General features: G+C 70.9%; 23 protein-coding genes and 3 pseudogenes. 7 read left to right on the top strand and 19 right to left on the bottom strand.

Annotated elements, in window-relative coordinates; all coding sequences use genetic code 11:
- Window positions 1-51: 51 nt before the first annotated feature.
- The 7 genes from AMETH_RS15485 to AMETH_RS15455 are packed head-to-tail and all read right to left on the bottom strand — an operon-like array spanning window position 52 to window position 7,636.
- The gene (locus AMETH_RS15485) at window positions 52-687 is read right to left on the bottom strand and encodes a response regulator transcription factor (RefSeq protein ID WP_017988183.1); all 636 of its coding nucleotides are present in this window, start codon (window positions 685-687) and stop codon (window positions 52-54) included.
- Window positions 680-1,837: a GAF domain-containing sensor histidine kinase gene (locus AMETH_RS15480; RefSeq protein ID WP_017988182.1), complete on the bottom strand. Its 1,158-nt coding sequence runs from the start codon at window positions 1,835-1,837 to the stop codon at window positions 680-682. Before AMETH_RS15480 ends, AMETH_RS15485 begins: the two co-directional genes overlap by 8 nt.
- A 45-nt stretch (window positions 1,838-1,882) precedes the next feature.
- Entirely contained in the window at window positions 1,883-2,965 is a 1,083-nt protein-coding gene (locus AMETH_RS15475; RefSeq protein ID WP_017988181.1) for a glycoside hydrolase family 88 protein, read from the bottom strand.
- 29 nt (window positions 2,966-2,994) lie between these two features.
- Window positions 2,995-4,110 carry a zinc-binding dehydrogenase gene (locus AMETH_RS15470; protein WP_017988180.1) on the bottom strand — a complete coding sequence of 372 codons (1,116 nt, stop codon included), beginning with the start codon at window positions 4,108-4,110 and terminating at the stop codon, window positions 2,995-2,997.
- Between the two features lie 34 nt (window positions 4,111-4,144).
- The gene (locus AMETH_RS15465) at window positions 4,145-5,329 is read right to left on the bottom strand and encodes a CaiB/BaiF CoA transferase family protein (protein WP_017988179.1); all 1,185 of its coding nucleotides are present in this window, start codon (window positions 5,327-5,329) and stop codon (window positions 4,145-4,147) included.
- Window positions 5,326-6,456: an acyl-CoA dehydrogenase family protein gene (locus tag AMETH_RS15460; protein WP_017988178.1), complete on the bottom strand. Its 1,131-nt coding sequence runs from the start codon at window positions 6,454-6,456 to the stop codon at window positions 5,326-5,328. The genes AMETH_RS15465 and AMETH_RS15460 overlap by 4 nt, the downstream gene beginning before the upstream one ends.
- A gap of 37 nt (window positions 6,457-6,493) precedes the next feature.
- Window positions 6,494-7,636, bottom strand: coding sequence for a CaiB/BaiF CoA transferase family protein (locus AMETH_RS15455; RefSeq protein ID WP_223843158.1), 1,143 nt, complete (start codon window positions 7,634-7,636; stop codon window positions 6,494-6,496).
- A gap of 228 nt (window positions 7,637-7,864) precedes the next feature.
- Between AMETH_RS15455 and AMETH_RS15450 the strand changes: the two genes are divergently transcribed.
- A complete protein-coding gene (locus tag AMETH_RS15450; RefSeq protein WP_017988176.1) occupies window positions 7,865-9,340 on the top strand; it encodes an aldehyde dehydrogenase (NADP(+)) in 1,476 nt (491 codons plus the stop codon).
- Between the two features lie 121 nt (window positions 9,341-9,461).
- On the opposite strand, the gene AMETH_RS42580 is transcribed toward AMETH_RS15450, so the two are convergent.
- The 7 genes from AMETH_RS42580 to AMETH_RS15415 form a co-directional block, all read right to left on the bottom strand.
- Entirely contained in the window at window positions 9,462-9,956 is a 495-nt protein-coding gene (locus AMETH_RS42580) for an ROK family protein (RefSeq protein ID WP_157628500.1), read from the bottom strand.
- Window positions 9,957-10,526: 570 nt separating this feature from the next.
- Window positions 10,527-11,861, bottom strand: coding sequence for an MFS transporter (locus AMETH_RS15440; protein WP_017988174.1), 1,335 nt, complete (start codon window positions 11,859-11,861; stop codon window positions 10,527-10,529).
- A 36-nt stretch (window positions 11,862-11,897) separates the two neighbouring features.
- Window positions 11,898-13,118 carry a xanthine dehydrogenase family Fe-S subunit gene (locus AMETH_RS15435; RefSeq protein ID WP_156131665.1) on the bottom strand — a complete coding sequence of 407 codons (1,221 nt, stop codon included), beginning with the start codon at window positions 13,116-13,118 and terminating at the stop codon, window positions 11,898-11,900.
- Entirely contained in the window at window positions 13,115-14,020 is a 906-nt protein-coding gene (locus tag AMETH_RS15430) for an FAD binding domain-containing protein (RefSeq protein WP_017988172.1), read from the bottom strand. Before AMETH_RS15430 ends, AMETH_RS15435 begins: the two co-directional genes overlap by 4 nt.
- 8 nt (window positions 14,021-14,028) lie before the next feature.
- On the bottom strand, window positions 14,029-14,808 hold the full coding sequence (locus AMETH_RS15425; RefSeq protein ID WP_017988171.1) for an enoyl-CoA hydratase/isomerase family protein: 780 nt from the start codon (window positions 14,806-14,808) through the stop codon (window positions 14,029-14,031).
- Between the two features lie 2 nt (window positions 14,809-14,810).
- The gene (locus tag AMETH_RS15420) at window positions 14,811-17,249 is read right to left on the bottom strand and encodes a xanthine dehydrogenase family protein molybdopterin-binding subunit (RefSeq protein ID WP_017988170.1); all 2,439 of its coding nucleotides are present in this window, start codon (window positions 17,247-17,249) and stop codon (window positions 14,811-14,813) included.
- A gap of 5 nt (window positions 17,250-17,254) precedes the next feature.
- Window positions 17,255-18,808: a class I adenylate-forming enzyme family protein gene (locus tag AMETH_RS15415; protein ID WP_017988169.1), complete on the bottom strand. Its 1,554-nt coding sequence runs from the start codon at window positions 18,806-18,808 to the stop codon at window positions 17,255-17,257.
- A 116-nt stretch (window positions 18,809-18,924) separates the two neighbouring features.
- Between AMETH_RS15415 and AMETH_RS15410 the strand changes: the two genes are divergently transcribed.
- Complete coding sequence (locus AMETH_RS15410) at window positions 18,925-19,497, top strand: PadR family transcriptional regulator (RefSeq protein WP_038532142.1); 573 nt, start codon at window positions 18,925-18,927, stop codon at window positions 19,495-19,497.
- Between the two features lie 107 nt (window positions 19,498-19,604).
- Window positions 19,605-20,195, top strand: coding sequence for a hypothetical protein (locus AMETH_RS15405; RefSeq protein ID WP_017988167.1), 591 nt, complete (start codon window positions 19,605-19,607; stop codon window positions 20,193-20,195).
- On the opposite strand, the gene crcB is transcribed toward AMETH_RS15405, so the two are convergent.
- The 3 genes from crcB to AMETH_RS15390 are packed head-to-tail and all read right to left on the bottom strand — an operon-like array spanning window position 20,188 to window position 21,388.
- Window positions 20,188-20,550 carry a fluoride efflux transporter CrcB gene (crcB, locus tag AMETH_RS15400; RefSeq protein ID WP_017988166.1) on the bottom strand — a complete coding sequence of 121 codons (363 nt, stop codon included), beginning with the start codon at window positions 20,548-20,550 and terminating at the stop codon, window positions 20,188-20,190. The genes AMETH_RS15405 and crcB overlap by 8 nt on opposite strands.
- Entirely contained in the window at window positions 20,547-20,897 is a 351-nt protein-coding gene (locus tag AMETH_RS15395) for a DUF190 domain-containing protein (RefSeq protein ID WP_017988165.1), read from the bottom strand. Before AMETH_RS15395 ends, crcB begins: the two co-directional genes overlap by 4 nt.
- Window positions 20,894-21,388: a fluoride efflux transporter FluC gene (locus tag AMETH_RS15390; protein WP_017988164.1), complete on the bottom strand. Its 495-nt coding sequence runs from the start codon at window positions 21,386-21,388 to the stop codon at window positions 20,894-20,896. Before AMETH_RS15390 ends, AMETH_RS15395 begins: the two co-directional genes overlap by 4 nt.
- Window positions 21,389-21,596: 208 nt before the next feature.
- Between AMETH_RS15390 and AMETH_RS15385 the strand changes: the two genes are divergently transcribed.
- The 3 genes from AMETH_RS15385 to AMETH_RS15375 all read left to right on the top strand — a co-directional run bounded on the left by AMETH_RS15385 (window position 21,597) and on the right by AMETH_RS15375 (window position 23,587).
- Entirely contained in the window at window positions 21,597-21,950 is a 354-nt protein-coding gene (locus AMETH_RS15385; RefSeq protein WP_017988163.1) for an ArsR/SmtB family transcription factor, read from the top strand.
- A gap of 223 nt (window positions 21,951-22,173) precedes the next feature.
- Complete coding sequence (locus tag AMETH_RS15380) at window positions 22,174-22,575, top strand: arsenate reductase ArsC (RefSeq protein ID WP_017988162.1); 402 nt, start codon at window positions 22,174-22,176, stop codon at window positions 22,573-22,575.
- Window positions 22,576-22,693: 118 nt separating this feature from the next.
- On the top strand, window positions 22,694-23,587 hold the full coding sequence (locus tag AMETH_RS15375; RefSeq protein WP_017983093.1) for an IS982 family transposase: 894 nt from the start codon (window positions 22,694-22,696) through the stop codon (window positions 23,585-23,587).
- Window positions 23,588-23,683: 96 nt separating this feature from the next.
- Here AMETH_RS15375 and AMETH_RS15370 read toward each other — a convergent pair.
- A pseudogene (locus tag AMETH_RS15370) lies at window positions 23,684-24,251 on the bottom strand (TetR/AcrR family transcriptional regulator).
- A gap of 168 nt (window positions 24,252-24,419) precedes the next feature.
- On the opposite strand from AMETH_RS15370, the pseudogene AMETH_RS15365 reads away from it, so the two are divergent.
- A pseudogene (locus tag AMETH_RS15365) lies at window positions 24,420-24,752 on the top strand ((2Fe-2S)-binding protein); the annotation flags it as partial.
- Here the strand turns inward: AMETH_RS15365 and AMETH_RS15360 are convergent.
- Window positions 24,737-25,205, bottom strand: a pseudogene (locus AMETH_RS15360) (FAD binding domain-containing protein); the annotation flags it as partial. The pseudogenes AMETH_RS15365 and AMETH_RS15360 overlap by 16 nt on opposite strands.
- Between the last annotated feature and the right edge of the window lies 1 nt (window position 25,206).

The raw sequence follows: 25,206 nt of genomic DNA, 5'->3' as shown, positions 1-25,206 counted from the left end.
CGATTTCAGGGCAGCGCGAGAATCACGGAAATCGCCGGGAAAGGGAATTTACTAGAGCAGCCGGAGTTCGTGGGCCTTGGCGATGGCCTCGACCCTGTTCCGCGCATTCAGTTTCTGCATCGCGGTCTGCAGGTACGTCTTCACGGTGTTGCGGGCGAGCGCGAGCCGGTCGGCGATCTCCGGATTGCTGTGCCCCATCGCGGCGAGCCGCAGCACCTCGTACTCACGCCTGGTGAGACCGACCCGGAACAGCAGTTCCGGGGTCGCGGACGCGTGCCGGCCGGTCAGCCGGGGATCGACGACCCGGACACCGCGGGCCACCCGGCGCACCGCGGTGGCGAAGTCACCGCCGGTGATGTCCTTGACCAGGCAGCCGTCCGCACCCGCCTCGATCAGCACGTCGATCGCGCCGTGATCGGCGAAGGCCGTGAACAGCAGGATCTTCACGCGCGGTGCGACCCGCCGCAGCTGGGTGACGAGTTCGGGTGCCGGTATGTCCGGAAGGCGCAGGTCCAGCAGGATGACGTCGGTGGCCACCTCCTGCGCGACCTTGATCGCCTCGTGCCCCGTGCTCGCGCCGCCCACCACGGTGATCGCCGGGTCTTCGGCGGCGAGCAGCTCGACCCCGCCGCGGATCACCGGATGGTCGTCCACCACGAGCACCCGGACGCCGGCGTGGTCAGACATCGTCGGCGCCCTCGGCCACGCAGGGCACCCAGGCCCGCACGGTCGTGCCACCGTCCTCGTTGCCGATGATCGACATGCCGCCGCCCACCCGTTCCATCCGGCGCAGGGACAGCGGCAGGCCGAGGTGGCCTGCCTTGTCCAGGTCGCCGCTGGCCCAGCCGTTCCCGTCGTCGGCGACCGCGACGGTGAGCCGCCCGCCCGCCACCACGAGGCTCACGACCACGGTGGACGCCTGGGCGTGCTTCTCGACGTTGACCAGCGCTTCGCGCACGACGCTGGTCAGCGCCTCCGTCCGGCCCGGCCCCAGCTCGGGGATGTCCGCGAGCGCCACGAAGGAGGCCGGCAGACCGGTCCGCTCCTCGAAGGCCTCGCAGTCCTCCTGGATGACCACCGCCAGCCGGCGCTCCGGGGGTTGTTCGTTGAGGTGGGCCAGGGAGTTGCGCAGCAGCGCGCTCACCGAGGCCACCTGCCGCTGCACCTCGTCGAGCCGGTCCCGGATCCGGTCGAGGTCGTCCATCGACCGCAGGCTGCGGAGCTCGGCGCCGATGCGGAAGAGGACCGGGCTGACCGAATCGTGCAGGTCGGCTGCCATCCGCCGCCGCTCGGCGTCCAGCGCCACCCCGGTCTGCAGCTTCGCCCGCTCCGAGCTGACCAACGTCACCGACGCGACGGCCGCCGCCTCCTCCAGCCGCGCGATGACCTGGTCGCCGAAGGAGGCCTCGGCGCGGATGCCGACGTACACGGCGCCGAGCACTTCCCCGTCGTAGATCATGGGGACGGCCAGCATCGCACCGAGCCCCTCCCGCGCGACCAGCTCGTCGAAGTCGTGCGTGATCGCGTCCGACGTGCAGTAGTCGCGGACCCACACCGGCCGCCGCTGGGCGATGCTCTTGCCGCCCAGGCCGACGCCCTCGGGCACGACAAGCCGGTGCAACGCCGTGCTCGTGGTGCCCTGCCAGCTCCGGTGCACCAGCCGGCGCCCCGACTCGAGCCGGCCCACCAGGGACATGTCGAACTCGCCCAGCTCCCGGATCCGGCGGGCCACCGTCTTCATCGCGAGCGAACTGTCCGACAGGACGAGCAGCTCCGAATGCCGCGAGGCGAGCTGCTCCAGCAGCGCTTCCGCGGGGGTCTCCGGCGCACGCGTCATCACGTTCTCTCTTCGTCGAGGTACGGCCATGGTAACCCGGGTGATCTACAGGTCCGCCGGATCGAGCACGCCCCGCAGCGCCAGCAGGCTCTCCAGCAGGAAATAGTCACCCCACACGAGCTCCGCGTCGGTGGCCACCCCGCGCCGCGGGTCGAAACAGCCTCCGGTGAGCATGCCCGGCCGCCGGTGGTCCCCCGCTCCGGTCGGCGTGACGAACGTGGTCAGCGTGTCCACCATCGCGGCGGCGTGCTCCCGGTACCGCGGCCGGCCCGGAACCAACGCGGCCAGCTTGAGCAATGCGGCCGCGGCGATGGCGGTCGCGGAGGTGTCCCGCGGCTCGTCCGGTCCGGCGCTGAAGTCCCACGGCGCGACGCGGTCGGGGGGCAGCTGCTCGATCCACCAGTCCGCGACCGTCTTCGCCGGTCCGGCGAACTCGGGATCCACCCAGCGGGTGGCCTGGGCGAAACCGAGCATCGCCCAGGCCTGGGCGCGGGCCCACGTGCTGTCGTCAGAGCGTCCCTTGTGGGTGTAGCGCCGCAACAGGGTCCCGTCCCACTCGTCGAAGGCGGCGGACTGGCACACGGAACCGTCCTCGCGCACGCAGTACTCGACATGGCGCTGCGCGTGCGCGCGTGCCATGTCCGCCAGCTCCGGCCGGTCCGTCTCCCGTGCGGCCCACGCGAGCAGTGCCACGGTGCCGGGCACGGCGTCGATGTTGGCGGCGCCGGCGCCGACCGCGTCGGATTCCTCGGCCTGGCTGCCGAGCGGGATCAGTCCCGCGTCGTGGTTGAAGCTCGCCGCGAGCCCCTGTGCACCGGCGAGTGCCGCGGCACGTGTGGTGTCGCTCTTCCCGGTCAGATGTGCGACTCCGGCGCCGTAGAAGAACAGGAACCCACGGAACGCGGTGTCCGAGCTCGCCCGGACCGTGAGCCGCTCCGCCACGTCGTCGGCAGCCCGCGCGTAGCGCCGGGCACCGGAGTCGGCGGCCGACAGCGCGAGGAGGCCGCCCCAGAAGCCGCCGGTCCAGAACCCGTCCGCACTGCGGGTCCAGAGGCCGGTGTCCGTGTCGGCGTAGTTCGGGAAGCCCGTCGCCACCTCGGCCGCGGTCTCGTCGATCCGCAGACGCATCCTCCGCGACGCTTCGTCCCACCGCCCGCTCACGACCGGTCTCCGCTCACCAGCACCGGCTTGAGAGTCCTGCCGGCACGCATGTCCGCCAGCGCCTCGTTGGCCCGCTCCAGCGGATAGGCGGTGACCAGCCGGTCCAGGTCGAAGCGCGCGGCGAGACTGGGCAGGGCCAGCACGTAGTCCAGGTGGTTCCGCGGCGAGAACGCCCAGCTGCCGAGCACCCGCAACTGCTTGCGGGTGATGTGGTGCGGGTTGATCATCGTCGGCCCGTGGTCGGTGTACTGGCCGACCACCAGGTATTTGCCGCCGCGCCGGGTCATGTCCATACCCTCGGCGACCGCGGCAGGCACCCCGGTCGCCTCGATCACGAGGTCCGCGCCGCGCCCGTCCGGGGTTTCGGCAAGGACCTTCGCCACGCGGGCCTCCTGGTCGGTCTCGGTGAAGATGTCGAGGTGCACGTCGCCGACGCCGATCTCCCGTGCGACTTCGAGCCGGTTGGCCGGCCCGCCGACAATGATCACCTTGCTCGCACCGGCGACGGCGGCGAACATGGCCGCCGCCATGCCGACCGGCCCACTGCCCTGGACCACCACGACATCGCCTGCACGGGGCTTGCCGATGTCCAGCACCGCGTGCACGACGGTCGGGCCGGCACAACCGAGCGCGATCACCTGCCGCGGCCCGATGCCTTCGGGCAGTTTGACGATGGTGGAGCCCGGCTGCAGGTAGATCTGCTCGGACCAGCCGCCGGACAGATGCGGGGGCTGGGCGCAACTCTGGTTGATGCCGTAGACCTTGCGGGTCTCGCACAGCGACGGCTCGCCCTCCGTCGCGCAGTGGAAGCAGGTCCCGCAGGGGATGTTCGACGCCCACGACACCAGGTCGCCCTCCCGCAGAGGTGCACCGGTGGCATCGGCCGACACGCCTTCACCGAGTTCCCGGATGCGGCCGACCGCTTCGTGGCCGAGCACGACCGGAAGGGGAATCGCCATCCGGCCCTGCTGGAGGTGCATGTCGGTGCCACAGACACCGGCGTGGGTGACATCGGCGACCACCGCACCGGGTCCGGGACGCACCCCGGGGAACCGGGTGACCTCCAGGTCGGCGCCGAACTCCGTCAGCACCACGGCGTTGCGCTCGTTCATCGGGATCCTCCTCGCAGCGTGGGGTCGAGCGTCCTCATCGGATGCCCCCGCTCGCGCGCAGTCGCGCGAGGTCGTCGTCGGTGAAGCCGGACTCCCGCAACACCGGTTCGGTGTGCTCGCCCACGCCGGCGACGCCCCGCCTGGTCGTGGCCGGGGTCCGGGAGAGCTTGACCGGGTTGCCGAGAATGCGGGTCGTCCGCCCCCCGCCGACCTCGACCTGGGTGATCGTGCCGTTCTCGAGCACCTGGGGGTGCGCCAGTGCCTCCTCGAGGGTCAGCAGCGGCGCGGAGAGCAGATCGACGGCGTCGAATCGAGCGATCGCCTCGTCCGTGGTGAGGGCGCGGACAGTACCCCGCAGGACCTCGTTGGCCTTGTCCTTGTTGCGGGCCTGCAGCTCCGCCGTGGCGAACTCGGGGCGGCGGCTCAGGTCCTCCACCCCGAGCGCCTTGCACACCAGGTGCAGTGCGTTGTCCCGGAACAACCCGAGCACGGTGACCATGCCGTCGGTGGTTTCGAAGATCCCGCTGTACCAGTCGGTGACCCAGTTCGTCTCACGCCGGTACATCAGCAGTGACGCGCTTTCGAGTGTCTGCAGCGCCAGCGCCGTGTCGAGCAGGTTGACGCTCACCCGCTGCCCCCGGCCGGATCGCTCCCGTTCCAGGAGGGCCGCGAGAATTCCCTGTGCCAGCGCCATTCCCGACGCGTAGTCGACCACGGGAACCGGCAGGATGTGCGCCTTCAGGTTCGGGTCGCCCACGGTGCGGGCCATGCCGCTCAGCGACTGGGCGAGCATGTCCTGTCCCGCCTTGTGCGCGTAAGGCCCGCTTTCCCCGAAGCCGGAGGCCGAAGCGTAGACCAGCTTCGGGTAGCGCTCGGCCAGGTCTTCGTAGGCCAGGCCGAGCCGCCGCACCGCTGCCGGCCGGTAGCTGTGCACCAGCACGTCGGCCTCCGCCAGCAACCGGTGCAACGCCTCCATGCCCTCGCGGGTCTTGAGGTTGAGCGAGACGCTGCGCTTGTTCCGGTTCACCGCGACGTAGTAGGAGCACGGTTCGCCCGTCTCCCCCGCCACGCGGTCCAGTGACCGCATCATGTCGCCGCCGATCCCGCGCTCGACCTTGACCACATCGGCGCCGAAGTCGCCGAGCACCTGCGCCGCGAGCGGGCCCTGCATGATCTCGCCGAGGTCGAGGACGCGGATTCCCTCGAGTGCGCGGGTCATGACCGAGCCTGCCGGGCGTAGACGTCCTTCGCGATGACCAGCCGCTGGATCTGGTTGGTACCCTCGTAGATCTGGGTGATCTTCACGTCACGCATCATGCGTTCCACCGGGTAGTCACGGGTGAATCCGTAGCCGCCGTGCAGTTGCAGGGCGTCCGTGGCCACCGACATCGCGTTGTCGCTGCAGAGCAGCTTCGCCATCGAGACCCGGGATCGCGCCCGCGGGTCGCCCGCGGAGATCAGCGCGACCGCGTCGTAGAGCAGCGCACGGGCGGACTCGATCTTCACCGCCATGTCGGCGACCATTCCCCGGAGCAACTGGAACCGCGACAGTGACTGCCCGAACTGCCGGCGATCGCAGGTGTAGGCGACGGCGGCGTCGAAGGCGCCCTGGGCGATCCCGAGCGCCTGCGCGGCGATCAGGGCGCGACTGGTGTTGAGCTCGCCATTGATGTAGCGGTAGCCCTGCACCGGATCGGCGACGACACGGCCGCCGGGGATCCGGCAGTCCTCCAGGAGGACGTCGGTGGTCGGGCTGCCCCGCATGCCCATCTTCTTCTCGTGCGGGCCGAAGGAGATCCCGGCGTCGTCGTTGCGGACCATGAAGACACCGAAGTCCTGCTCGCCGGTCCGGGCGAGCACGGCGTACCACTCGGCCCACGGGGCGTTGCTGATGAACCGCTTCTGTCCGTTGAGTACCCAGTCGTCACCGTCCCGGGTCGCGGTGGTCCTGATGCCGGACAGATCGGAGCCCACGGTCGGTTCGGTCATGCACCAGGCCGCCCCCGCGTCACCGGCGGCGACCCGCGGCACGACCTCGGCACGCAGCTCGTCCGAACCATGACTGACCACAGTGGACGTGCCAGCCCAGTTGACCAGCATCACCAGCGCGGAGCTGGCACAGGCCGCCGCCACCTCCTCGACGGCGATCACCTGGGACAGCAGGTCGGCGCCGGAGCCGCCGAGCTTTTCGTCGTAGGGCAGGCCCGGCAGGTCCGCCGCGCGCAGTGCGGCCCAGGCCTCCTCTGGGAAACGCTCCTTGTCGTCCACATCCGCGGCGTGGGGCGCGATCTTGTCCGCCGCCAGCCGGCGCACGCTGAACCGGAAGTCCTCGTACTCGGTGTTCACGTCTTCGTGCTCCTCAATGCTTTTTCCAACTACCGCTTCACATCGGCGGCCAGCGCAGGCCCGTGACGGCGCTGGCGTCGCGGGTCCCCGCCGCCTTGCCCGCTTCCTCGGCGGAGAGGCCGAACCGGGCGAGCACCCGCTCGGTCGCGTCGGCGGTGTCGATCCGGCCGGGCGCCGCCGCGGTCCGGGAGTACACCGGCACCGCCGGCACCGACTCCGGGGCGAATCCCTGGTATCGCTCGGCAATCTGCTCGAACTCACCCAGCTCGTGCGGTTCGAGGACCGGTGTGACACACGCGTCGATCCCGGCGAAGAACTTCGTCCACTCCGCCATCGTTCGCTGCCGGAAGGCATCGCCGAGCCGCGCCTCGATCCCGGCGAAGTTGGCCGGGTCGAAGTGGTCGGGCACGGCGCCCAGGTCCAGTGCCTGCCACAGGTTCGCGAAGAACGCCTTCTCCAGTGCGCCGACCGCCACGTAACGACCGTCGGCGCACTCGTAGCAGCGGTAGGCCGGCATCGACCCGGTGAGCACACCCTCACCGCGCCGCGGCAATGCTCCCCTGCCCCAGTCGGTGAAGTTCATGCCCATCATGGACAGCACCCCGTCGACCATGGCCGCGTCGAGGTACTGCCCGCGGCCGGAACGCTCCCGTTCGTAGAGCGCACCCACGATGCCGAACGCCGCGAGCAGACCGCCGCCGGCGAAGTCGGCGACCAGGTTCAGCGGGGGCACCGGTGGACCGCCAGGCGGGCCGAAGGTGCCCAGCGCGCCGCCGATCGCGAGGTAGTTGATGTCGTGTCCGGCGCGCTGCGAGAGCGGGCCGGTCTGGCCGTAACCGGTGACACTGCAGTAGACCAGGCGCGGGTTGAGCGCGCTGAGCTCCGCGTACCCGGCGCCGAGCCGATCGGCCACCCCGGGCCGGAAGCCCTCCATGAGCACGTCGGACTCGGCGACCAGCCGGTGCAGGGCAGCGCGGCCCTGCGTGGTCTTCAGGTCGAGCGTGATGAATTCCTTGCCCCGGGACAGCGCCGGAACCGGCAGGCCGGAGCGGCCGCCACCGATCGCGATCACTTCGGCGCCGAGATCGGCCAGCAGCATACTGCCGTACGGGCCCGGAGCGAGCCTGGTCATGTCGAGCACCCGGATTCCGGCGAGCGGTCCGGCCGCCCGGCGGGTCACCGGGTGCCCCCGGCGGAAGACCGGGAAAGTACTGCGGATTGAAGCAAAACCGTCCTCCTCGGTGAGGTCGCGGATCGCCGCGATGGATCGATGCTCGCCCGGGCCGCCGCAACGCCGGTACCTCCACCTGGAGGTACCGGTTTCCGCGGCCCGGCGGTGATCGTGAGGAGCCACGGATTCCCGTGCAGCCGGGACTTCCGGCCATTCCGGCGAACAGAAGGAGCGACGATGCCTGCCCCCGCGATCGCGGACACCACCTGCCAGAAGTACGAGGAGGTGCTGGCCGCGGCCCTCACGGCCGCGCCGGTGCTCGCGGCGATGCCCTTGACCGAGCGCGCCGGCCTGTTGCGCGCCATCGCCGGCGCTCTGCGCGCGCAGGCGGACTCGCTGGTGCCGCTGGCCGACGCGGACAGCTCGCTCGGCGTGCCGCGGCTCACCGGAGAGGTCGAACGGACCGCCGGGCAGCTCGAGATGTTCGCCGATGCCGTGGAGGAAGGCTCGTGGCTGGAGGCGATCATCGACCGCGCGGGCGCAGGCCCGGATCTGCGGCGGATGCTGATCCCGCTCGGTCCGGTCGCGGTGTTCGGCGCGAGCAACTTCCCGTTCGCCTTCGGGCTGGCCGGGGGCGACACCGCGTCGGCGCTGGCGGCGGGGTGCCCGGTGATCGCGAAAGCACATCCCGCGCAACCCCGGCTGTCCGGCGCCTACGCACGGGTGGTCATCGACGCCTTGCGTGCCGCCGGTGCGCCCGAGGGCACGTTCGCCGTGGTCCACGGGATGGAGACCGGGCGCAAGCTGGTGACCGACGCCCGGATCACCGCCGTCGCCTTCACCGGTTCCACCGCGGGAGGACGGGCCCTGGCAGACCTGGCCGCGGCCCGGCCCTCCCCCATTCCCTTCTACGGGGAACTGGGCAGCCTCAACCCGGTGTTCGTCACCCGCGAAGCGGCCCGGGCGCGCGGCACGGAAATCGTCGACGGCTTCCTGCGGTCGATGTCACTGGGCGGCGGCCAGTTCTGCACCAAACCGGGCGTGTTGTTCGTGCCGGCCGAGTACGGACTGGAAGATCTGATCGCCGCCGGAGCGGCCACGGCTCCGATGAGGTTGCTGCACGAGGACATCGGCGCCGCGTTCCGGGCGGAGGCCGCGCGACTGGCCGCCCATCCGGCGGTCCGCCCGCTGAGCGTCCCCGAGCAGGACGCCGCGGACGAATCGGTCGTCCGGTCCGTTCTGATCAGCACCACCGCCGCGGAATTCGCCCGGTGTTCCAAGCAGTTGCTCGTCGAGTGTTTCGGACCGTTCGCGCTGGTCGTGATCTACGCCGACGACGCGGAACTGGCTGCCGCGGCGGACCTGATGGAGGGCAACCTCACCGCTACGGTACACGGGGAACGGAGCGGTGACGCGGTCGCACCGGCGCTGCTGCACGCCTTGACCCGAACGGCGGGGCGGGTCATCTGGAACGGCTGGCCGACGGGTGTGACGGTCGGCTGGGCGCAGCACCACGGCGGCCCGTACCCGGCGACGACTTCGGTGCACACCTCGGTCGGCGCCACCGCGATGCGCCGGTTCCTGCGCCCGGTCGCCTACCAGTCGGTGCCCGACGCGCTGCTGCCACCCCCGCTGCGCGACGCGAATGAACTTCACATCCCCCGGCGAGTGGACGGTGCGCTCACCGCCGCACCGCTGACCGCCTCGCGGTAGCGCTCCCATCCTGGGCGCCGGCGACCGGGCAGGTCACAGTCCGAGCCACAGCAGGTGCACTGGACGACCGGTCCGCTGAGGACGATCCGCACCGGGTTGCGGAAGTTCACCAGGTCGGCGATCACCCGGCCGACGACGGTGGCCACCTCGCGGACCACGCTGACGGTGTTCGCCTCGCCGCGAAGTCGTTCTCGCTCAGCCCGAGCCGGGGCGTGATGGGCCCGGTCGAGGCGATGGCGTCGAGGCAGCCATGGTTTCCGCAGCGGCACCGTCCGCGCCGTGCAGGAGCCTGCTGTTCTCGCCGACGAGCCCGTCGCCGACACCGGGTCCGATGTGGACGAGCAGCGGCAGGTGTGCCGGCCTCCCCCAGCGCCTTCAGGTTCACGTCGTTGTCGGCGATCACGTCGCATCCCCGCCGTTCGGCCAGGAACCGGCACACGCCGAAACCGTCCCAGCCGGGCATCAGCGGTGGCCGCACGGCCATGCCCAGGTGCGAGCCGGCCGGCCCTGGCAGGCCGACCGAAACAGTCAGGTCCTCCCGCGTGAGCCCGTTCTCCTCCAGCGGGGCGCGGGACTGCTCGGCGAGCGCGGCCGGCAGCGCTACGGGCGACGACACTCCGCGCCGACGTACATGATGATGGAGACCACTGTGTACACCCGCGAGTTCTCCTTTGTCGGGCAGAACAACGCGGCCCACGCGATCAGCCGGCGCTCGCCCTCACCGGGCACCAGGCCGAATACGTGCAGTGCCTGGGCTCGGGTTCGGTGTTCGACCGCTCGTTCAGGGCAGCGGGCACGGCGGCTCCCACCCGCCCTAGCGCGGGTTGCTGATATCCGTGCCCGGGGAGGCCGGGCCCTACCCGAACCGCCTTGGGCGGCGGCCTGAAGCACCGGATTCCTCCTCCCGGTGCGGCGGTTGCCGCACCGGGAGGCTCCTGTGGATCGCACCGGCATCGACGCGATGCCATGAGGACAGTTCCCGTTCCCCCATCGGGGTACCCGGCGGGCGGCGCCGGCACCGCCGGTTCCGGCCGCGGCCGTTAACCTGGCCGGAGTGTTCAAGGCCTCCCGGGCGGTGATCCCGCACATCCGGTCGGGATCACCGGAGTCGACTCCCCCATGTCCAAACAACGAGTTCTTTCCCTGGTGGCTCGACGGCCGCCCAACGAGCCTCGGCGGCCGGCCCTCAGGCGGGCGTCACGTCGTCGGCGGCGGTTGGCCGCGCTTCGCGCTCGCGGTCGAGCGCGCCCCGGGTTTCCGGGCTCGCGAGGACTGCGAGGACGAACACCACGGTCGCGCCCACCAGGAACATCGCGAGCCGCGAGGGGACGTCAGCCAGCTCCGGGCTGAAGAGGCTCACCAGGGTCGGCATCAGCCCGCCGAGCATGAAGCCCAGGTTCCAGCTCACCGCCGTGCCCCTGGCCCGCAGTCCGGTCGGGTACCGCTCGTTGAGGAAGATCATCAGCGGCGAGTACGCGGCGTTGGACAGCATCACCATGACCACGCACAGCAGCGCGACGACCGCGCCGCGACCGCCTCCCGCGGCGGCGATGCCCCAGGTGAGCACCGGCAGCGCGACGAGGTTGCACAGACCGAACCCGAGCATGGTCCGGCGGCGGCCGAGACGTTCGCTCAGCTCGCCCGCGCCGATCGCCGCCCCGACCACCACGACGCTGCTGACCAGCAGGACGATTCCGCGCTGGGCGGCCGGGACCCCGACCACTTCGCTGAGCAGCGTGGGCAGGTACCCGGAGGTCAGGTAGTACTGCGCGCCACCGCCGGCGGCCACCGCGATGTTCAGCGCGAGGATCTTCTTGCCGCGGCCCCGGAGCAGCTCCCGGAACGGCACCGGCGCCTGCCGCTCGCCCTGGAACTGCGGGGATTCGTCGACCTTGCGCAGCACGAACAGGCTCAGCAGCGCGCTGAGCAGCCCGCAGAAGAACAACACCCGCCAGCCCCACTGGTCGAACGCCGGGCCGGAGAAGAGCGCCGTGACCACGATGTAGGCCAGGCTGGCCAGCGCGGCGCCGAGGCCCGCTCCCCCGGCCCCGATCAGCCCGCTCATCAGCCCACGCCAGCGGGGACCGATGCTCTCCGTGCCGAGCGTGTGCGTGGTCGCGGTGACCCCGCCGACGAACAGTCCCTGCGCGATCCGCAGTGCCAGGAACAGGATCGGGGCGAGCACCCCGACCGTGGCGTGGGGCGGCACCAGGCCCATCGCGGCCGTGGTGAGGCCGACGCCGCCCATCACGAGGACCATGGTCGCCTTGCGCCCCTTGCGGTCGGCCAGCTCGCCGAAGATCGCCGCGCCCGCCGGGCGCATCACGACGGTGACCGCGAACGAACCGAACACCGCGGCGATCCCCAGGGTGGGGCTGGTGCTCGGGAAGATGTTCTTGCTGATCGGTCCGGCCACGTAGAGCAGCAGGAACAGGTCGAACAGGTCGAAGGACCAGCCGGCGACGGAAGCGAATACCGCGGCACGAGGCGACTTTGACCGTGGTGCGATATCGGGTGTCACAGTTTTCCCCTCACGGGACAGGGACCGGGAACCGGATCAGCGGGACTTGCGGCGCAGGGCTGTCCGGATCCGGTCGAACAGCGGGGCGAACAGGAGCTTCAGCGCGCTCGGCGCTGCGACCGGCCCGGTGGGAGCCTGCCCGGAGGTCGCGGTTTCGCGCAGGGCGTCCGCGAACTGCTCGAACATGCGCCGGCTCACGTCACCGGCCAGCGCACGGCCGAACTGCGCGATGCGCCCGGTGAGGTACACCTTGGCCTCGGCCCGCATTACGGTGCCGGTGGCGGTGGCCTCGGTGCGCAGCACGATGTCGGCCTGGGTCTGCGCGCCACCGGTGTCCTGCCCCTGCGCGAGCACGCGCAGGCGCTGACCGGCGCGGTCGTGCTCGACGACGTGCGCGACGCCCTTGAACGCGAGCTTGATCGGGCCCACTGACACGCGCGCGCGGCCGGCGTACTGGTCCTCGCCGAGGTCCTCGGTGAGCTCCGCACCGGGCAGGCAGCGGGCGAGCAGGGACACGTCGTCGAACACGCGCCACACCGCGTCCACTGGCACGCCGATCTCGGTCCCGACGTCGACCGCGATCGTCGGATCGCCGTCCGGAAGCACGATGTCGATCCGGCGCGTGTCCCCGGTTTCCTCGGTGACCTCACGGCCGTCGGTGCTAACCCCCGCCTGGCCGGTGGCCCGGCCCACGAGCGCGCGGTGCGCGCAGTTGCCCGGGGCGGGGATTCCGCCGGGGTGTGCCGACTTGGTTTCCCTGACCGCCGTGAGGATGTTGCGGTACCCGGTGCAGCGGCAGATGACACCGGACAGCTCCGCCGGCAGTTCCTCCTCGGTCACCTCCGGCTGGTTGCTGAGCAGGTCGTAGGAACTCATCAGGAAGCCCGGTGTGCAGAAACCGCACTGCAGCGCGTGGTTGCGGCCGAAGGCCTCCTGCAGCGGGTGCAGGTCGTCCGGCCTGCCGAGGCCCTCCACGGTGACGATGTCGGCCCCGTCGAGCTGGACCGCGAACAGCAGGCAGGCCCGGGCCGCCTCCCCGTCCACGAGCACCGTGCACATCCCGCACACCCCGTGTTCGCAACCCACGTGCGTGCCGGTGAGCCCGAGGTGGTCGCGCAGCGCGTCGGCGAGCGTGACGCGCGCGGGCAGGCTGAGCACGGCGGGGGTGCCGTTCACCGTCATCCTGACTTCGACAAGGTCGTCCGCCGCCGCCTTCACCGCGCGGGGTTTCCCGTTTTCTGCCAACACTTCGGTCACGAGTCCACCTCACCGGCGCTCCTGCGAGCGCGCTCGTATGCCTTGCTCAGTTCCCGGCTCGCCAGCGTCCGGAACAGGCGGCGGCGGTAGTCGCGTGAGGCGTGGGCGTCGCCATCGGTGTCGACCAGCTCCTCCGCGAGTGCGGTGAGCGGATCGGACAGTGCGCCCGGCAGGCGGCTCACCTCACCCCCGCTTTCGCGCAGTGCCGCGGCGAGCTCACCGGCGGCCGAGCGGGTGACCGGCCGGTCGGACACGCCGAATCCGGTCAGTTGCGCGTCGGTCTCCGTGCCGCGCACGCGAACCCGGGCGACGACCCCGGCGAGTGCGAAGTCGCCGTGCCTGCGCGCGATCTCGGCGAACCCGAAACCCTCACCCTTCCCGGCGACGGGGAAGCGCACCGCGGTCAGGATGTCCTCGGGCCCGAGCGCGGTCGTCATCGCGCCGGAGAAGAACTCCCTGGCAGGCACCCGGCGGGCGCCGCCGGTTCCGGTCACGGTCAGCTCGGCGTTCAGGCAGCACGCCACGGCAGGCAGCTCGGCGGCCGGGTCGGCGTGCGCGAGGCTCCCGCACACGGTGCCGCGGCTGCGCAGTTCCCGGTGACCGACCCACGGCAGCGCCATGCCCAGCAAGGGAACCGTGGCGCTCACCGGGTCCCGCTCGACCCGGCGCTGGCGTACCGTGGCGCCGATCTCCAGGTAACCGTCCGCGGTGCCGAACCGGTCGAGCTCCGCGACAGCGTTGATGTCCACCAGGGTTTCGGGGCGGGCGAGCCGCATCGCCAGAACAGGCACCAGCGACTGCCCACCCGCGATGACCTTGCCGCCGCCGCCCGTGCTCGCGAGTTCGGCGATCGCGTCGGACAGACTCGACGGCCGGACGTAGGCGAATGGTGCGGCCTTCATGGCTCAGCTCACCGGCCCTGGAACTTCGGCGCCCGCTTCCCGGTGAACGCGGCGACACCCTCGGCGAAGTCGTTACTGGAGCGCAGCATCGCGTACGCCTTGCGCTCCAGCTCGATGCCGGAGTACAGCGGCGCGTCCACGCCCTTGTCGAGCACCTCCTTGGCGGTGCGGGCGGCCAGCGGGGAGAACCCGAGCAGCACACCCACGATTCGCTCCACCTCCGCGTCCAGCGCGGCGCGGTCCTCGACCACGTTCGCCACCAGGCCCCAGTCCCCGGCCTGCTGCGCGTTGATCCGGGACGCGGTCATCACGTGGTACTTCGCCCGGGAAAGGCCGATCAGCCGGGCGAGGCGCTGCGTGCCGCCGGAGCCGGGAATCATGCCCAGCCGCATTTCCGGCAGCGCGAACTCGGCTCGCTTGGTCGCCACCCGGATGTCGGTGGACAGCGCGAGTTCGAGCCCGACGCCGAAGCAGTAGCCGTCGACCGCGGTGATCACCGGTTTCGGGCTGCGCGCCGGTGCGGTGACGTTGTGCCCCAGGTCGGTGAAGTCGATCGGGTCGACCTCCATGAACCCGGCGATGTCGCCGCCGGAGGAGAAGTGCTCCCCCGTGGCCTGGATCACCACGACCTTGATGTCGTCGTCGGCGTCGATCTCGGCGAACCGGTCGGCCATCACCTGACGGGTCTCCCAGGTGATGATGTTGTACTTGCCGTGATCGAGGGTCAGGTACGCGACCCGGCCGTCGTGACCGCGGTCGAACCTGATCTCGCCTCCGGTGAGTGCCATGGTCAGTGGTTCCTTCCGTTTTCCGATGTGCTGCCGCTCAGCAGCTCGTGGAGCACGTTTCCGTGCAGGGGCAGGCTCGTGATGTCCACGCCGGCCGGGGCGAGCGCGTCCGCGACCGCGTTGGCGATCGCGACCGGCAGGCTCATGCAGCTGCCTTCACCGCAGCCCTTCGCGCCGAGCCTGGTCAGCGGGGACGGCGTTTCCAGGTGGTCACTGTCGAGCTCGAAGGTGGTCTCGGCGCTGGTCGGGCACAGGTAGTCCATGAAGGTGGCGGTGGGCTGCCCGGCCTCGGTGTAGTGCATCTCCTCGAACAGCGCGCCGCCCAGGGCGTGTGCGAGCGCGCCGTGCACCTGGCCTTCGAGCAGGGCCGGGTTGAGGATGGTCCCGGCGTCGTGCACGGTGACCACCTGCTCGAGCTTGACCTCGCGGGTCTCCGGGTCGATCCGGACGACGGCCAGTTCGGCGACGAAGCCGTAGCACAGGCTGGAGTTGATCTGGTCGGTGCGGCTCGCCGCCGTGGACTGCGGAGGGGTGAACGCGGCCTCCTCGTACAGCCGCGCGGAGGTGCCCGCCGGCAGCGCACCGGGGTCCCAGTGCACCAGGCCGGCCGCGTGCTTGAACGGGACCGCCCTGCCCGGTTCTGCGCGCAGCCGGACCTGGCCGTCGGCGAGTTCCACCTCCTCGGCCGCGACGCCGAGCTGGGCCGCGCCGGCGATCTTGATCGTCTCCGCGATCTTCTCCGCGGCCTCCACGAGCGCACTGGTCAGCAGCGGCGCGAAGCGCGAGGAGTAGCTGCCCGAGCTGATCGTCCACGGCGTGGTGGCGGTGTCCATCTCGACGATCGGGCGCACCTGGTCCAGCGGAAGCCCGAGCTGGTCGGCGACCACCTGCTGCGCGACGGTGGCGTGGCCCTGCCCCTGCGGCACGGAGCCCAGCAGGACCGAGACCAGTCCACTGGGGTCCACGCTGATCCGGACGTGTTCGGTGGAACCCGACTTGCCGCGCCCGGACGCCCGCTGCTCGGCCGGGGTGGCCAGGCCGACGTAGCCGATGTTGGTCGCGGACGGATCGACGATGGTGGCCACGCCGAGTCCGAAGTACTCGCCCCGCGCCCGCGCTTCCCGTTGTTTCTCGCGCAGGGCCTGGTAGTCCGCGTTCTTCACGACCATGTCCAGCGCGCGGTGGTAGTCGCCGGAATCGTAGATGCCGCCGCTCGGTGTGGCGTACGGGAAGTCCTCGTGCCGCACGAAGTTGCGCCTGCGCAGCTCGATCGGGTCCAGGCCGCAGGTCGCGGCGACCTTGTCCATCAGCCGCTCCAGGCCGAAGTACAGCTGCTGGCCGCCGAAGCCGCGGTTGAGTCCGGTGGGCGTCTTGTTCGTGACGACCGCACGCGACCGGATCTGGACGGCGTCGATCTTGTAGGCGCCGGTGATGTTGCCGAAGCAGCGGTACAGCGTGCTGGGTTCCGGCGGGCGCAGGTAGGCGCCCACGTTGTCCACCAGGTCGGCCCGCAGCGCCTGCACCGTGCCGTCGGCCGAGACGGCTGCCTCGAACCACATGGCCCGGTCGGATCCGGCGGAGCTGGCCAGCATGTGCTCGATGCGGTCCTCGGTCCAGCGCACCGGCCTGCCCGCGTACTTGCTCGCCAGCGCCATCAGCGCGACGTAGGGGTAGATGCCCGCCTTGATGCCGAAGCTGCCGCCGTTGTCGGCCGGGATCATCAGCCGGATCCGCGACGCGGGCAGGCCGAAGGCGCCGGCCAGCACCGCCACCATCGAGAACGGTCCGTGGAAGTTGGCCCAGGCCTGGATGGCCGGTCCGTCCACTTCGTCCTGCCACTCGGCGACGACCGCGTAGCACTCCATCGGGGTGGAGGAGTAGCGCGGGAAGTCGTACTTGCCCGTCACCACGTGATCCGCCGTGGCGAACGCCCCGTCCACGTCGCCGAAGGTGAAGGTCCGGTCGGTCGCGACGTTGCCGTCCGCGTCCTCGTGCAACCGCGGCGCGTCCGGCAGGAGCGCCTTCTCCACGTCGACCACCGGCGGCAGCGGCTCGTAGTCGATCTCGACGAGTTCCGCGGCGTCCTCGGCCAGATAGCGGTCGGCGGCGACCACGACCGCGACCGGTTCGCCCACGAAACGCACCTTGTCCGTGGCCGTCGGGTAGTACGGCATGGGCGCTTTGAGCGCCAGCGGGAACGGGCGCAGGTTCGCCTTGACCTCCTCGGGGCCGATCACCGCGGCGACCCCGGGGTGCCGTCGCGCGCGCTCGAGGTCGACCCGGCGGATCCGGGCGTGCGGGTGCGGGCTGCGCACCACCGCCGCGGTCAGCGTGCCCGGCAGCGGGTCCATGTCGTCGAGGAACCTGCCGCGGCCGGTGAGCAGCGCGGGGTCCTCGACCCGCGCCGTCCTCCTGCCCGGCGTGCCGGCGACTGCGGTCATTCGGCTCACCTGCCTGCTTCTGCGATGCTGTCGGACAACGCGCGGTAGTTACCGGAGCTCAGTTCGCGGCGGAGGACTTTGCCCACCGCCGATTTGGGGATGGTCGCCACGGCGACGAACCGCTTGGGGCGCTTCAGCGACGGCAGTCCGGATTGCTCGCGGGCGAAGGCTTCCAGCACCTCCGTCGCATGCTCGGGGGTCATGTCCTCACCCGGGACGAAGAACGCGGTGGCGGCCTGACCCCACCTGTCGTCGGCCATGCCGACCACGACCAGTTCGCGCACCGCCGCGCAGCGGATCAGCGCGTCCTCGATCTCGTCCGGGTAGATGTTCTCGCCGCCGGAGTTGATCATGTCGTCGACGCGGCCCGCCACCCAGAGGTCCCCGTCCTCGTCGGCGATCGCCAGGTCGCCCGGGAAGTACCAGCCGTCCCGGATGGACCTGGCGTCGGCGTCGGGGCGGTGCCAGTACCCGGCGAACGCCTCGGGGCTGGACATCGAGATGGCGACCTGGCCCTGCTCCCCCGGCGCGACCTGCGCGTCCGGCGGCGCGGCGGGATCCGGGTCCACCAGCCGGACCCGGGAGAACACGCCCGCGCGGCCCGCCGACCCCGGCTTCGCGATCACGTCCGGACCGACGGTGAAGGTGTAGATCTCGGTGCTGCCGAAGTGGTTGACGAAGGACTCCGGTTCCAGCGCATCGGTGAGTTGCTCGGCCAGTGCCGGGGTCATCGACGAACCCGCGTACGCCAGTCTGCGCACGGTCCGCGCCTCGGACAGCCGGCCGGTGCGCACCAGCGACCAGTAGATCGTCGGCACCAGGTACAGGGAACCGATCTGCTCGGCGGTGATGAGCTCGAGCGCCTCGTCCGCGTCGAACCTCACCTGCGGCACCCAGGTTCCCGCGCCGACCAGGGTGGCCAGCAGGGTCCGCAGCCCCATGGTGTGGAACAGCGGCATCACGCCCAGCGTCGCGTCGAAACGGGACTGTCCACTCTGGATCAAGTGAGCGAGCGCGGCGTAGTGCTCCGCGGAGTGCGTGCGCGGTACGCCCTTCGGCTTCCCGGTGGTGCCCGAGGTGTAGAGCATCACGCTGATGTCCTGGCCGGACACCCGGACGTCCGGGGCGCCGCCCGGCTGCCGCAGGGCGAGGCGCTCGACGGTGTCCTCGTCCGGCGGGCCGGAGGCGATCCGGGGCACCGGGGGCAGCTCGGCCAGCGCCTCGTCCGCGAGAGCGGCAGTCGAGGCGTCGGTGATCACGAGGGCGGGCTCGGCGTCGGCGACGCAGTAGGCAAATTCGGGCGGCGCGAGCCGGAAGGACAGCGGCACCGAGACGACGCCGAGTTTCTGCGCGGCCAGGTGCAGGCTGGCCAGCGGTTCGCCGCCGGCCAGCGCGAGCACCACGCGCTCACCGGGCCGGACGCCGAGCGCGACCAGTGCCCGTGCCAGGCGGTCGGTGTGCGCGTCCCAGTCCGCGTAGGTCATGGGGGTGCTGCCACCCACCGCGCGGCGCCCGGGATAACGCTCCGCCGTCCAGCGCAGAACCGTGCCCAGATCCATGACCGTCCCTCCATCGCGACAGTGATCGTGCCGAGCAGAGCTAACCGTCCGTAACAAACGATACGAGAAGGACCATCTGTTTCGGACGGTTGAGAACCTACGGTATGGTTCGGAGCATGTCAACGGTTCGGCTGTCGACGACGTCGTACGTGGTGCTCGGCATGATCGCGCTGCGCGGTCCGTCCACGTCCTACGACCTCAAGCGCGCGATCGGCCGGTCAGTGGGGTACTTCTGGAACTTCCCGCACGCGCAGCTGTACTCGGAGCCCAAGCGCCTCGAGGAGGCCGGCCTGCTGGAACTCGACGAGGAGGACTCGGGGCGCCGGCGCAAGACGTTCTCGATCACCGAGGCCGGCCGCAAGGCGCTGCGCGAGTGGATGGCCGAGCCGGTCAACGAGCATTTCGAGCTGCGCGACGTCGCGGAGATCAAGCTCTTCTTCAGCGAGCTGGCCGGCCCCGATGACGTGGCTCGGCTCGCGAAGGAGCAGGTCGAGCAGCACGAGCGCAGAATCGCCGAGTACGAGGAGATGCAGCGCCGCTTCGGCCACATCGAAGAGGTCGCCGGCCGGATGATCACCCTGGAACTCGGGCTGGGCATGGAATACGCCGCCCTCGAGTTCTGGCGCCGCGTGCGCGAGCGCGCGGCCCGCGGCGAGTTCACGACCGAAAAGCGTTCAACGCAGGACTAGCGACACCGGATCTCTCCCCGCAACCGGGCGTCCTGCCGGCCGTTTGCCTGGGGACACATCGGGAACCCTGGCGGCCTCACTCCCAGAGATCGAGGAGAGGCCCTCGCATGACTGCCCAGCGCGAGCCGGAGGCCCTCTCGGTGGGTCTCCTGACCGATGACGGACTGCCCCGGCAGCTCGCCGGACGAATCGCGGAGGGCCGGCCCGCCCGCCTGGCCCAGGATCTCGACGACGGGACGACCTGGCACGTCGAGCACGAGACGCGATCGTTGCCACTTGACGAGGAAGGCAACATCCCGATGCTCGCCCTCGCGGAGGAGCACCGGGCCGAGCACGAGTGGGACCTGGTCGTGCTGATCACGGACCTCCCGCGGCGGGCCGGCACGGTCCCGATCGCGTCGGACTACAACGTCGCTCACGGCGTCGCGATGGTATCCCTGCCCGCGCTTGGCGCCCTGCGTCTCCGTGACCGGGCCTGCCGGCTGATCATCCGCCTGATCCACCACCTGATGACATACCGCTCGGCGAAGGCGGCCGCTCCGCCACGGCGGATCCTCGACCGGCTCCGGAAGCTGGTGGCGCCGACGCGGCACATCCGCGACCGCAGCGCCGCCGACCATCACCTGACCGCTCGGTCGTTGACCAGCACCGCGCGCCGGCCGCGATGCAGCAACCTGACGAAGCGCCTGCTCAGTTAGTGAGGGCTTGGGCGAGGGCGAGGCCGGTGTAGGCGGCGCCGAGCCCGGCGACGATGCTGGCGGTCACGTTGGCCACCGCGTAGAAGCGGGCCCGTTCCTGGGCCAGGCGCAGCGTTTCGTAGCTGAAGGTGGAATAGGTGGTCAGCGCGCCGCAGAACCCGCTGCCGATCAGTGCGGTCAGCGCCGGGTTGGTGGGCAGGCCGGTGAGGAACCCGAGGATCGCGGAGCCGGCGACGTTGACGGTGAAGGTGCCCCAGGGGAACACGGTGTCGTGGCGGGCCTGGATCGCGCGGTCGGTCAGGTAGCGCAGCGGCGCGCCGACCGCGGCGCCGAGGGCGACCAGCAGAACGGTCATCGGCCGGCCGCCCGGTCCCGGCCGACGTAGCGGATGACCTCGACCGGTTCGACGATCACCAGGCCCTCCCCGATCAGCTCGTCGAGGGTGGGCAGGAAGTCACGGATGCGGGTTTCGTCGTCGACGATGAGGATCACCACCGGCAGGTCGTCGGACAGGGACAGGATCCGGGTGGTGTGCACGTGGTTGGAGGCGCCGTAGCCCTCGATGCCGCGCAGCACGGTGGCACCGGCCAGCCCTGCGGTGTGGGCGCGGTGCACGATCTCGGTGAACAGCGGCTTGTGGTGCCACTTGTCGGTCTCGCCGACGAAGATCGTCAGCCGCAGCGCGGGACCCTGGAGTTTCATCGGTTCCCACCCGCTTCCCGGGAGACCGGGCGCATGCGCAGCGCCCACATGCTGAGTGTGACGCCGGTCCAGACCGCGAGCAGCGCGGCCAGGGCGGTGGCGGCGAGGTAGGCCAGGGCGGTACGGGCCGCCCCGGCGGCCAGTGCCTGCTGGATGTCCACGATGTAGGTGGAGAAGGTGGTGAACCCGCCCAGCACACCCACGCCGAGGAAGGGGCGCACCAGTCGCCGTCCGGGCCACACCTCGTTGAGCAGGGCCATCAGCACGCCGATCAGCAGGCAACCGGACACGTTGATCGCAAAGGTGGCCCACGCGAATTGCCCGGCGCGGTGGGGGAAGGCCTGCTGCAGCCCGTAGCGGGCCAGCGCGCCGAGCACACCGCCGGCGGAGATCACCGCGAGCACCGGCCGCGGACTCGGCCGCACCTCCCGCCGCTCGGCGGGCACGTGCGGATCCACATCCGGATCGACGGGGTTGGTCGCGGGTTCCACGCAGTCCTCCTACCAGCGTAAACGACACTCACTGGCAGGGACCGTTGGCAGACGCTCCGCGGTTCACCCCGGTCGCCGGGGTCGGCGGGCCCCACCGCCGGGCGCCGGGCCGTGACCCGGAACCGGCACCAGCATACCCAACCCGGCTGCCGTCCCGGCATAGCCTGTGTTGACAGGTGTCAAATTAGAAGTCTGCTTAGATAGGCCTATGTCGAACCAGTTGCCGGTCGTGGACGCCGAGTGCTGCTCGCCGCTCGTGCGCGAGCCCCTGTCCGAGCCGCAGGCCGCGGAGCTGGCCAGGGTGTTCAAGGCGGTCGGCGACCCGGTGCGGTTGCGGCTGCTGTCGCTGATCGCCTCGCGTGACGGCGGCGAGGCGTGCGTGTGCGACCTGACCGGCGCGTTCGAGCTGACCGGCCCGACGATCTCGCACCACCTCAAGGTGCTGCGCGGGTCCGGGCTGATCACCGGCGAGCGGCGGGGCACCTGGATCTACTACCGGGTCCGGCCGGAGACGCTGGCCCGCCTGTCCGCCGTCCTCACGCCGGCGGCGGTGACTGCGTGACCACCACTCGCCGGCGAACTGTCCACACCGGACCGCTTCCTGCCGGTGCGGATCGGCGCCGCGATGGTCCCCGGGTTGCCGGGCGCTGGATCCCCGGCCTGGAGACCGGGCTCAACGCCGTGGCCGTCGACGGGATATCGCCGCCGATCGCGCTTGCACGCCGGCCGCGACTGGCACGGTCCCGGTTCCTGCGCCGCCGGTTCACCACAACGGAGATCGCCCGATGACCACACCCGAAGTCCTCTTCGTCTGCGTCCACAACGCCGGCCGCTCCCAGATGGCCGCCGCCCTGCTCGGCCACCACGCCGCCGGGCGGGTCACCGTGCGCTCCGCCGGCTCCGCTCCCGCCGACACCATCAACCCGGCCGTCGTCGAAGCCATGCGCGAAATCGGCCTCGACCTGTCGAAGGAATTCCCCAAGCCGCTGACCACCGAAGCCGTGCGGGCCGCCGACGTCGTGATCACCATGGGCTGCGGCGACGCCTGCCCCGTGTTCCCCGGCAAGCGCTACCTCGACTGGCGACTCGAAGACCCGGCAGGCAAGGACGTCGACGCGGTGCGGCCCATCCGCGACGACATCGACCGTCGCGTGCGCGCACTGCTGGCGGAATTGGTGAGCAGCTGATCAGACCCCTACCCGCGGGTACAACCCGCTCCCCCAGCGACGCGACCCCGCCCTAGACGAGTAATGCGTAAGTCGGGGTGATGCCCGGAGTGAGGTGAAGGGTGTCCAAGATCAGTTTGTGACGACCGACCTGAACACCCTTCTCACCGCACTCTACGTCAAGATCGACGACCATCTCGCGGGCAGGCGGCGGATGGGCAGACCGCCGAAGCTGACCGACGCTGAGCTGGTCACGCTGGCCGTCGCCCAGGCGTTGCTGGGGTTCACCTCCGAGGCCCGCTGGCTGCGGTTCCTGCCCGCCCGGATGCCCGGCGCGTTCCGCTACCTGCCCGGCCAGTCCGGCTACAACCGTCGCCTGCGCGCTGCGCTGCCACTGATCAAGCACGTGATGCGCTGGCTGGCGGCCGATACCGACCTGTGGACCGACACCACCTGGATCGTCGACTCCACCCCGGTGGAGTGCGGCCGGTCCCGACCGACGGTCAAGCGCTCAGAGCTGGCCGGCTGGGCCAAGTACGGCTTCTGCCGCTCACACTCCCGCTGGTTCTGGGGACTGCGGCTGCATCTGGTCTGCACCCCTGCCGGACTCCCGGTGGCCTGGGCGCTGGCGGACCCGAAGATCGACGAGCGGCAGGTACTCATGGCGATCTGCGACCACGAACCCCACCTGCTCACCGACCGCCCCGGCCTGCTGATCATCGCCGACAAGGGCTACGTCTCCCGCGAACTCGACCACTACCTCACCGAGCGCGGGGTCCGGCTGATCCGACCGTCCTACCGCAACCGCCGGCCCCATCCCGGCGAGCCGCTGCTCAAGTCCATCCGCCAGCTCATCGAGTCAGTCAACGACACCCTCAAAGGCCAACTCGACCTCGAACAGCACGGCGGACGCACCATCGAAGGCGTCGGAACCCGCGTCGCCCAACGCCTCCTGGCCCTCACCGCCGCCATCTGGCACAACCGCGCCACCGGCCAACCCATCACCCGATCACTGACCGCCTACGACCACTAACCGAGATACGCATTACTCGTCTAGCGCTGGCCGGGCCTGTCGTTCGCACTGCTCGGCGGCCGGGAACGACTCGAACCCGGCAGCGGTCGATGGTGCTCAGTCCGCGCGGAGGCCGCGCCACACGAGGTCCACCAGGTCCGCCGTCTGGCACCGCCAGTCGTCCTCGGGGTCGAGGTGGAGCAGGCCCAGCAGGCTGCGCATCACGGTCTCGACGTCGACCCCGGGCCGCACCAGGCCCGCCTCGACGCCGGCCGTCAGCAGCGCTTCCATCGCCTCGCGGATCGACTGGACGGCGCTGGCCGGCAGCGTCCCGCGCTGCGCCGTCGCCTCGGCCAGCGCCCTCGCCAGGCCGCGCTTGGTCATCATGTACGGCGCGAGGTGGTCCGTCACCCAGGTCCGGAACGCCCCGGCCGGGCCGGCGTGCTCCAGCAGCTCCGGCACGACCTCCAGCAGGTGCCGGACCTCCCGCTCGTAGACGGCCAGGATGAGGTCCGCCGGGGGGAAAGTGGCGGTACACCGTGCCGACGCCGACCCCGGCGCGCTTGGCGATCGCGTTGAACGACACCTCCCCCGACTCGGCGAGGGTCTGCGCCGCGACGGCGAGGATGCGCTCGTGGTTGCGGCGGGTGTCGGCACGCCGTGGGCTGACCGAACCCGTCGTCATTGGTCCCTCCCTCGCCGTTCCGGTGCCGCTTCACGGTAACCCGCCCACCTGGAGCCGCTCCGGGCGTACTCTTCATTGGGAAGCGGATTGTAATCCGATACCGTCGAGAGAAATCGGATAAGTATCCGCTCCGCTTCCGGACCTCCACGCCGTCAGGGAAGCGATCCAGTGGACATCTCACTCGAAGTGAACGGCCATCCCGAACACCTGAGCGTCGACCCGGGCGTCACGCTGCTCGACGCGCTGCGTGAACGGCTCGGGATCACCGGCCCCAAGAAGGGCTGCGACCGCGGCCAGTGCGGCGCCAGCACCATGCACGTCGGCGGACGGCCCGTGCTGTCCTTCCTCACCCTCGCCGCCGCCGTGACCAAGCCGGTCACCACCGTCGAAGGTCTGTCCACAGGGGACGAACTGCATCCCGTGCAGCAGGCCTTCGCCGACCAGGACGCCCTGCAGTGCGGCTTCTGCACGCCGGGGCAAGGCATGTCCCGCACGTCGAGCGCGACCGCGGCCGAGCAGAGCGCGAACTCGTAGGACTGCCGGTCTCGCACCTTGACGTAGGTCGTGTGCGTGGCCCAGTCCAGCCGCGGCACGACGACCTCGGTGATCAGCTCGCCGGGACGCAGGTCGTGCTCGACGTGCGGGGTGTCGCCCGGCGTGCGGTAGAAGTCGGTCAGTTTGACGGTGCGCTCGCCGTCCGGCCCGGCGAGCCGGACCTCGGCGTCGAACGCGACGAGGGCGACCGCCACGTCACTGGGGTGGGGGGGCGACGCACCTGTCGCTCGTGCCGAGCACCGCGTGCATCCGGTTCGCGCCGTCGATGGCGGGGCAGCCGCTGCCCGGCTCGCGCCGGTTGCACGGCGTGGTCACGTCGCGGAAGTACGTGCACCGCGTGCGCTGCGTCAGGTTGCCGCCGATGCTCGCCATGTTGCGCAGCTGCTGGGACGCGCTGAGC

The sequence above is a fragment of the Amycolatopsis methanolica 239 genome, from assembly GCF_000739085.1.
GTDB classification, from domain to species: domain Bacteria; phylum Actinomycetota; class Actinomycetes; order Mycobacteriales; family Pseudonocardiaceae; genus Amycolatopsis_E; species Amycolatopsis_E methanolica.
This window is presented reverse-complemented; position numbering and strand designations above follow the sequence as displayed.

What these genes read in the sequence shown, in the direction of transcription:
- AMETH_RS15425 (WP_017988171.1), bottom strand. Translation starts at nt 14,808, where the DNA reads ATGGCACTCACCGGAGGCGAGATCAGGTTCGACCGCGGTCACGACGGC.
- AMETH_RS15430 (WP_017988172.1), bottom strand. Translation starts at nt 14,020, where the DNA reads ATGAAGGCCGCACCATTCGCCTACGTCCGGCCGTCGAGTCTGTCCGAC.
- AMETH_RS15405 (WP_017988167.1), top strand. Translation starts at nt 19,605, where the DNA reads ATGACTGCCCAGCGCGAGCCGGAGGCCCTCTCGGTGGGTCTCCTGACC.
- AMETH_RS15475 (WP_017988181.1), bottom strand. Translation starts at nt 2,965, where the DNA reads ATGCGTCTGCGGATCGACGAGACCGCGGCCGAGGTGGCGACGGGCTTC.
- crcB (WP_017988166.1), bottom strand. Translation starts at nt 20,550, where the DNA reads ATGACCGTTCTGCTGGTCGCCCTCGGCGCCGCGGTCGGCGCGCCGCTG.
- AMETH_RS15470 (WP_017988180.1), bottom strand. Translation starts at nt 4,110, where the DNA reads ATGAACGAGCGCAACGCCGTGGTGCTGACGGAGTTCGGCGCCGACCTG.
- AMETH_RS15415 (WP_017988169.1), bottom strand. Translation starts at nt 18,808, where the DNA reads ATGGATCTGGGCACGGTTCTGCGCTGGACGGCGGAGCGTTATCCCGGG.
- AMETH_RS15485 (WP_017988183.1), bottom strand. Translation starts at nt 687, where the DNA reads ATGTCTGACCACGCCGGCGTCCGGGTGCTCGTGGTGGACGACCATCCG.
- AMETH_RS15410 (WP_038532142.1), top strand. Translation starts at nt 18,925, where the DNA reads ATGTCAACGGTTCGGCTGTCGACGACGTCGTACGTGGTGCTCGGCATG.
- AMETH_RS15465 (WP_017988179.1), bottom strand. Translation starts at nt 5,329, where the DNA reads ATGACCCGCGCACTCGAGGGAATCCGCGTCCTCGACCTCGGCGAGATC.
- AMETH_RS15450 (WP_017988176.1), top strand. Translation starts at nt 7,865, where the DNA reads ATGCCTGCCCCCGCGATCGCGGACACCACCTGCCAGAAGTACGAGGAG.
- AMETH_RS15395 (WP_017988165.1), bottom strand. Translation starts at nt 20,897, where the DNA reads ATGAAACTCCAGGGTCCCGCGCTGCGGCTGACGATCTTCGTCGGCGAG.
- AMETH_RS15380 (WP_017988162.1), top strand. Translation starts at nt 22,174, where the DNA reads ATGACCACACCCGAAGTCCTCTTCGTCTGCGTCCACAACGCCGGCCGC.
- AMETH_RS15420 (WP_017988170.1), bottom strand. Translation starts at nt 17,249, where the DNA reads ATGACCGCAGTCGCCGGCACGCCGGGCAGGAGGACGGCGCGGGTCGAG.
- AMETH_RS15480 (WP_017988182.1), bottom strand. Translation starts at nt 1,837, where the DNA reads ATGACGCGTGCGCCGGAGACCCCCGCGGAAGCGCTGCTGGAGCAGCTC.
- AMETH_RS15385 (WP_017988163.1), top strand. Translation starts at nt 21,597, where the DNA reads ATGTCGAACCAGTTGCCGGTCGTGGACGCCGAGTGCTGCTCGCCGCTC.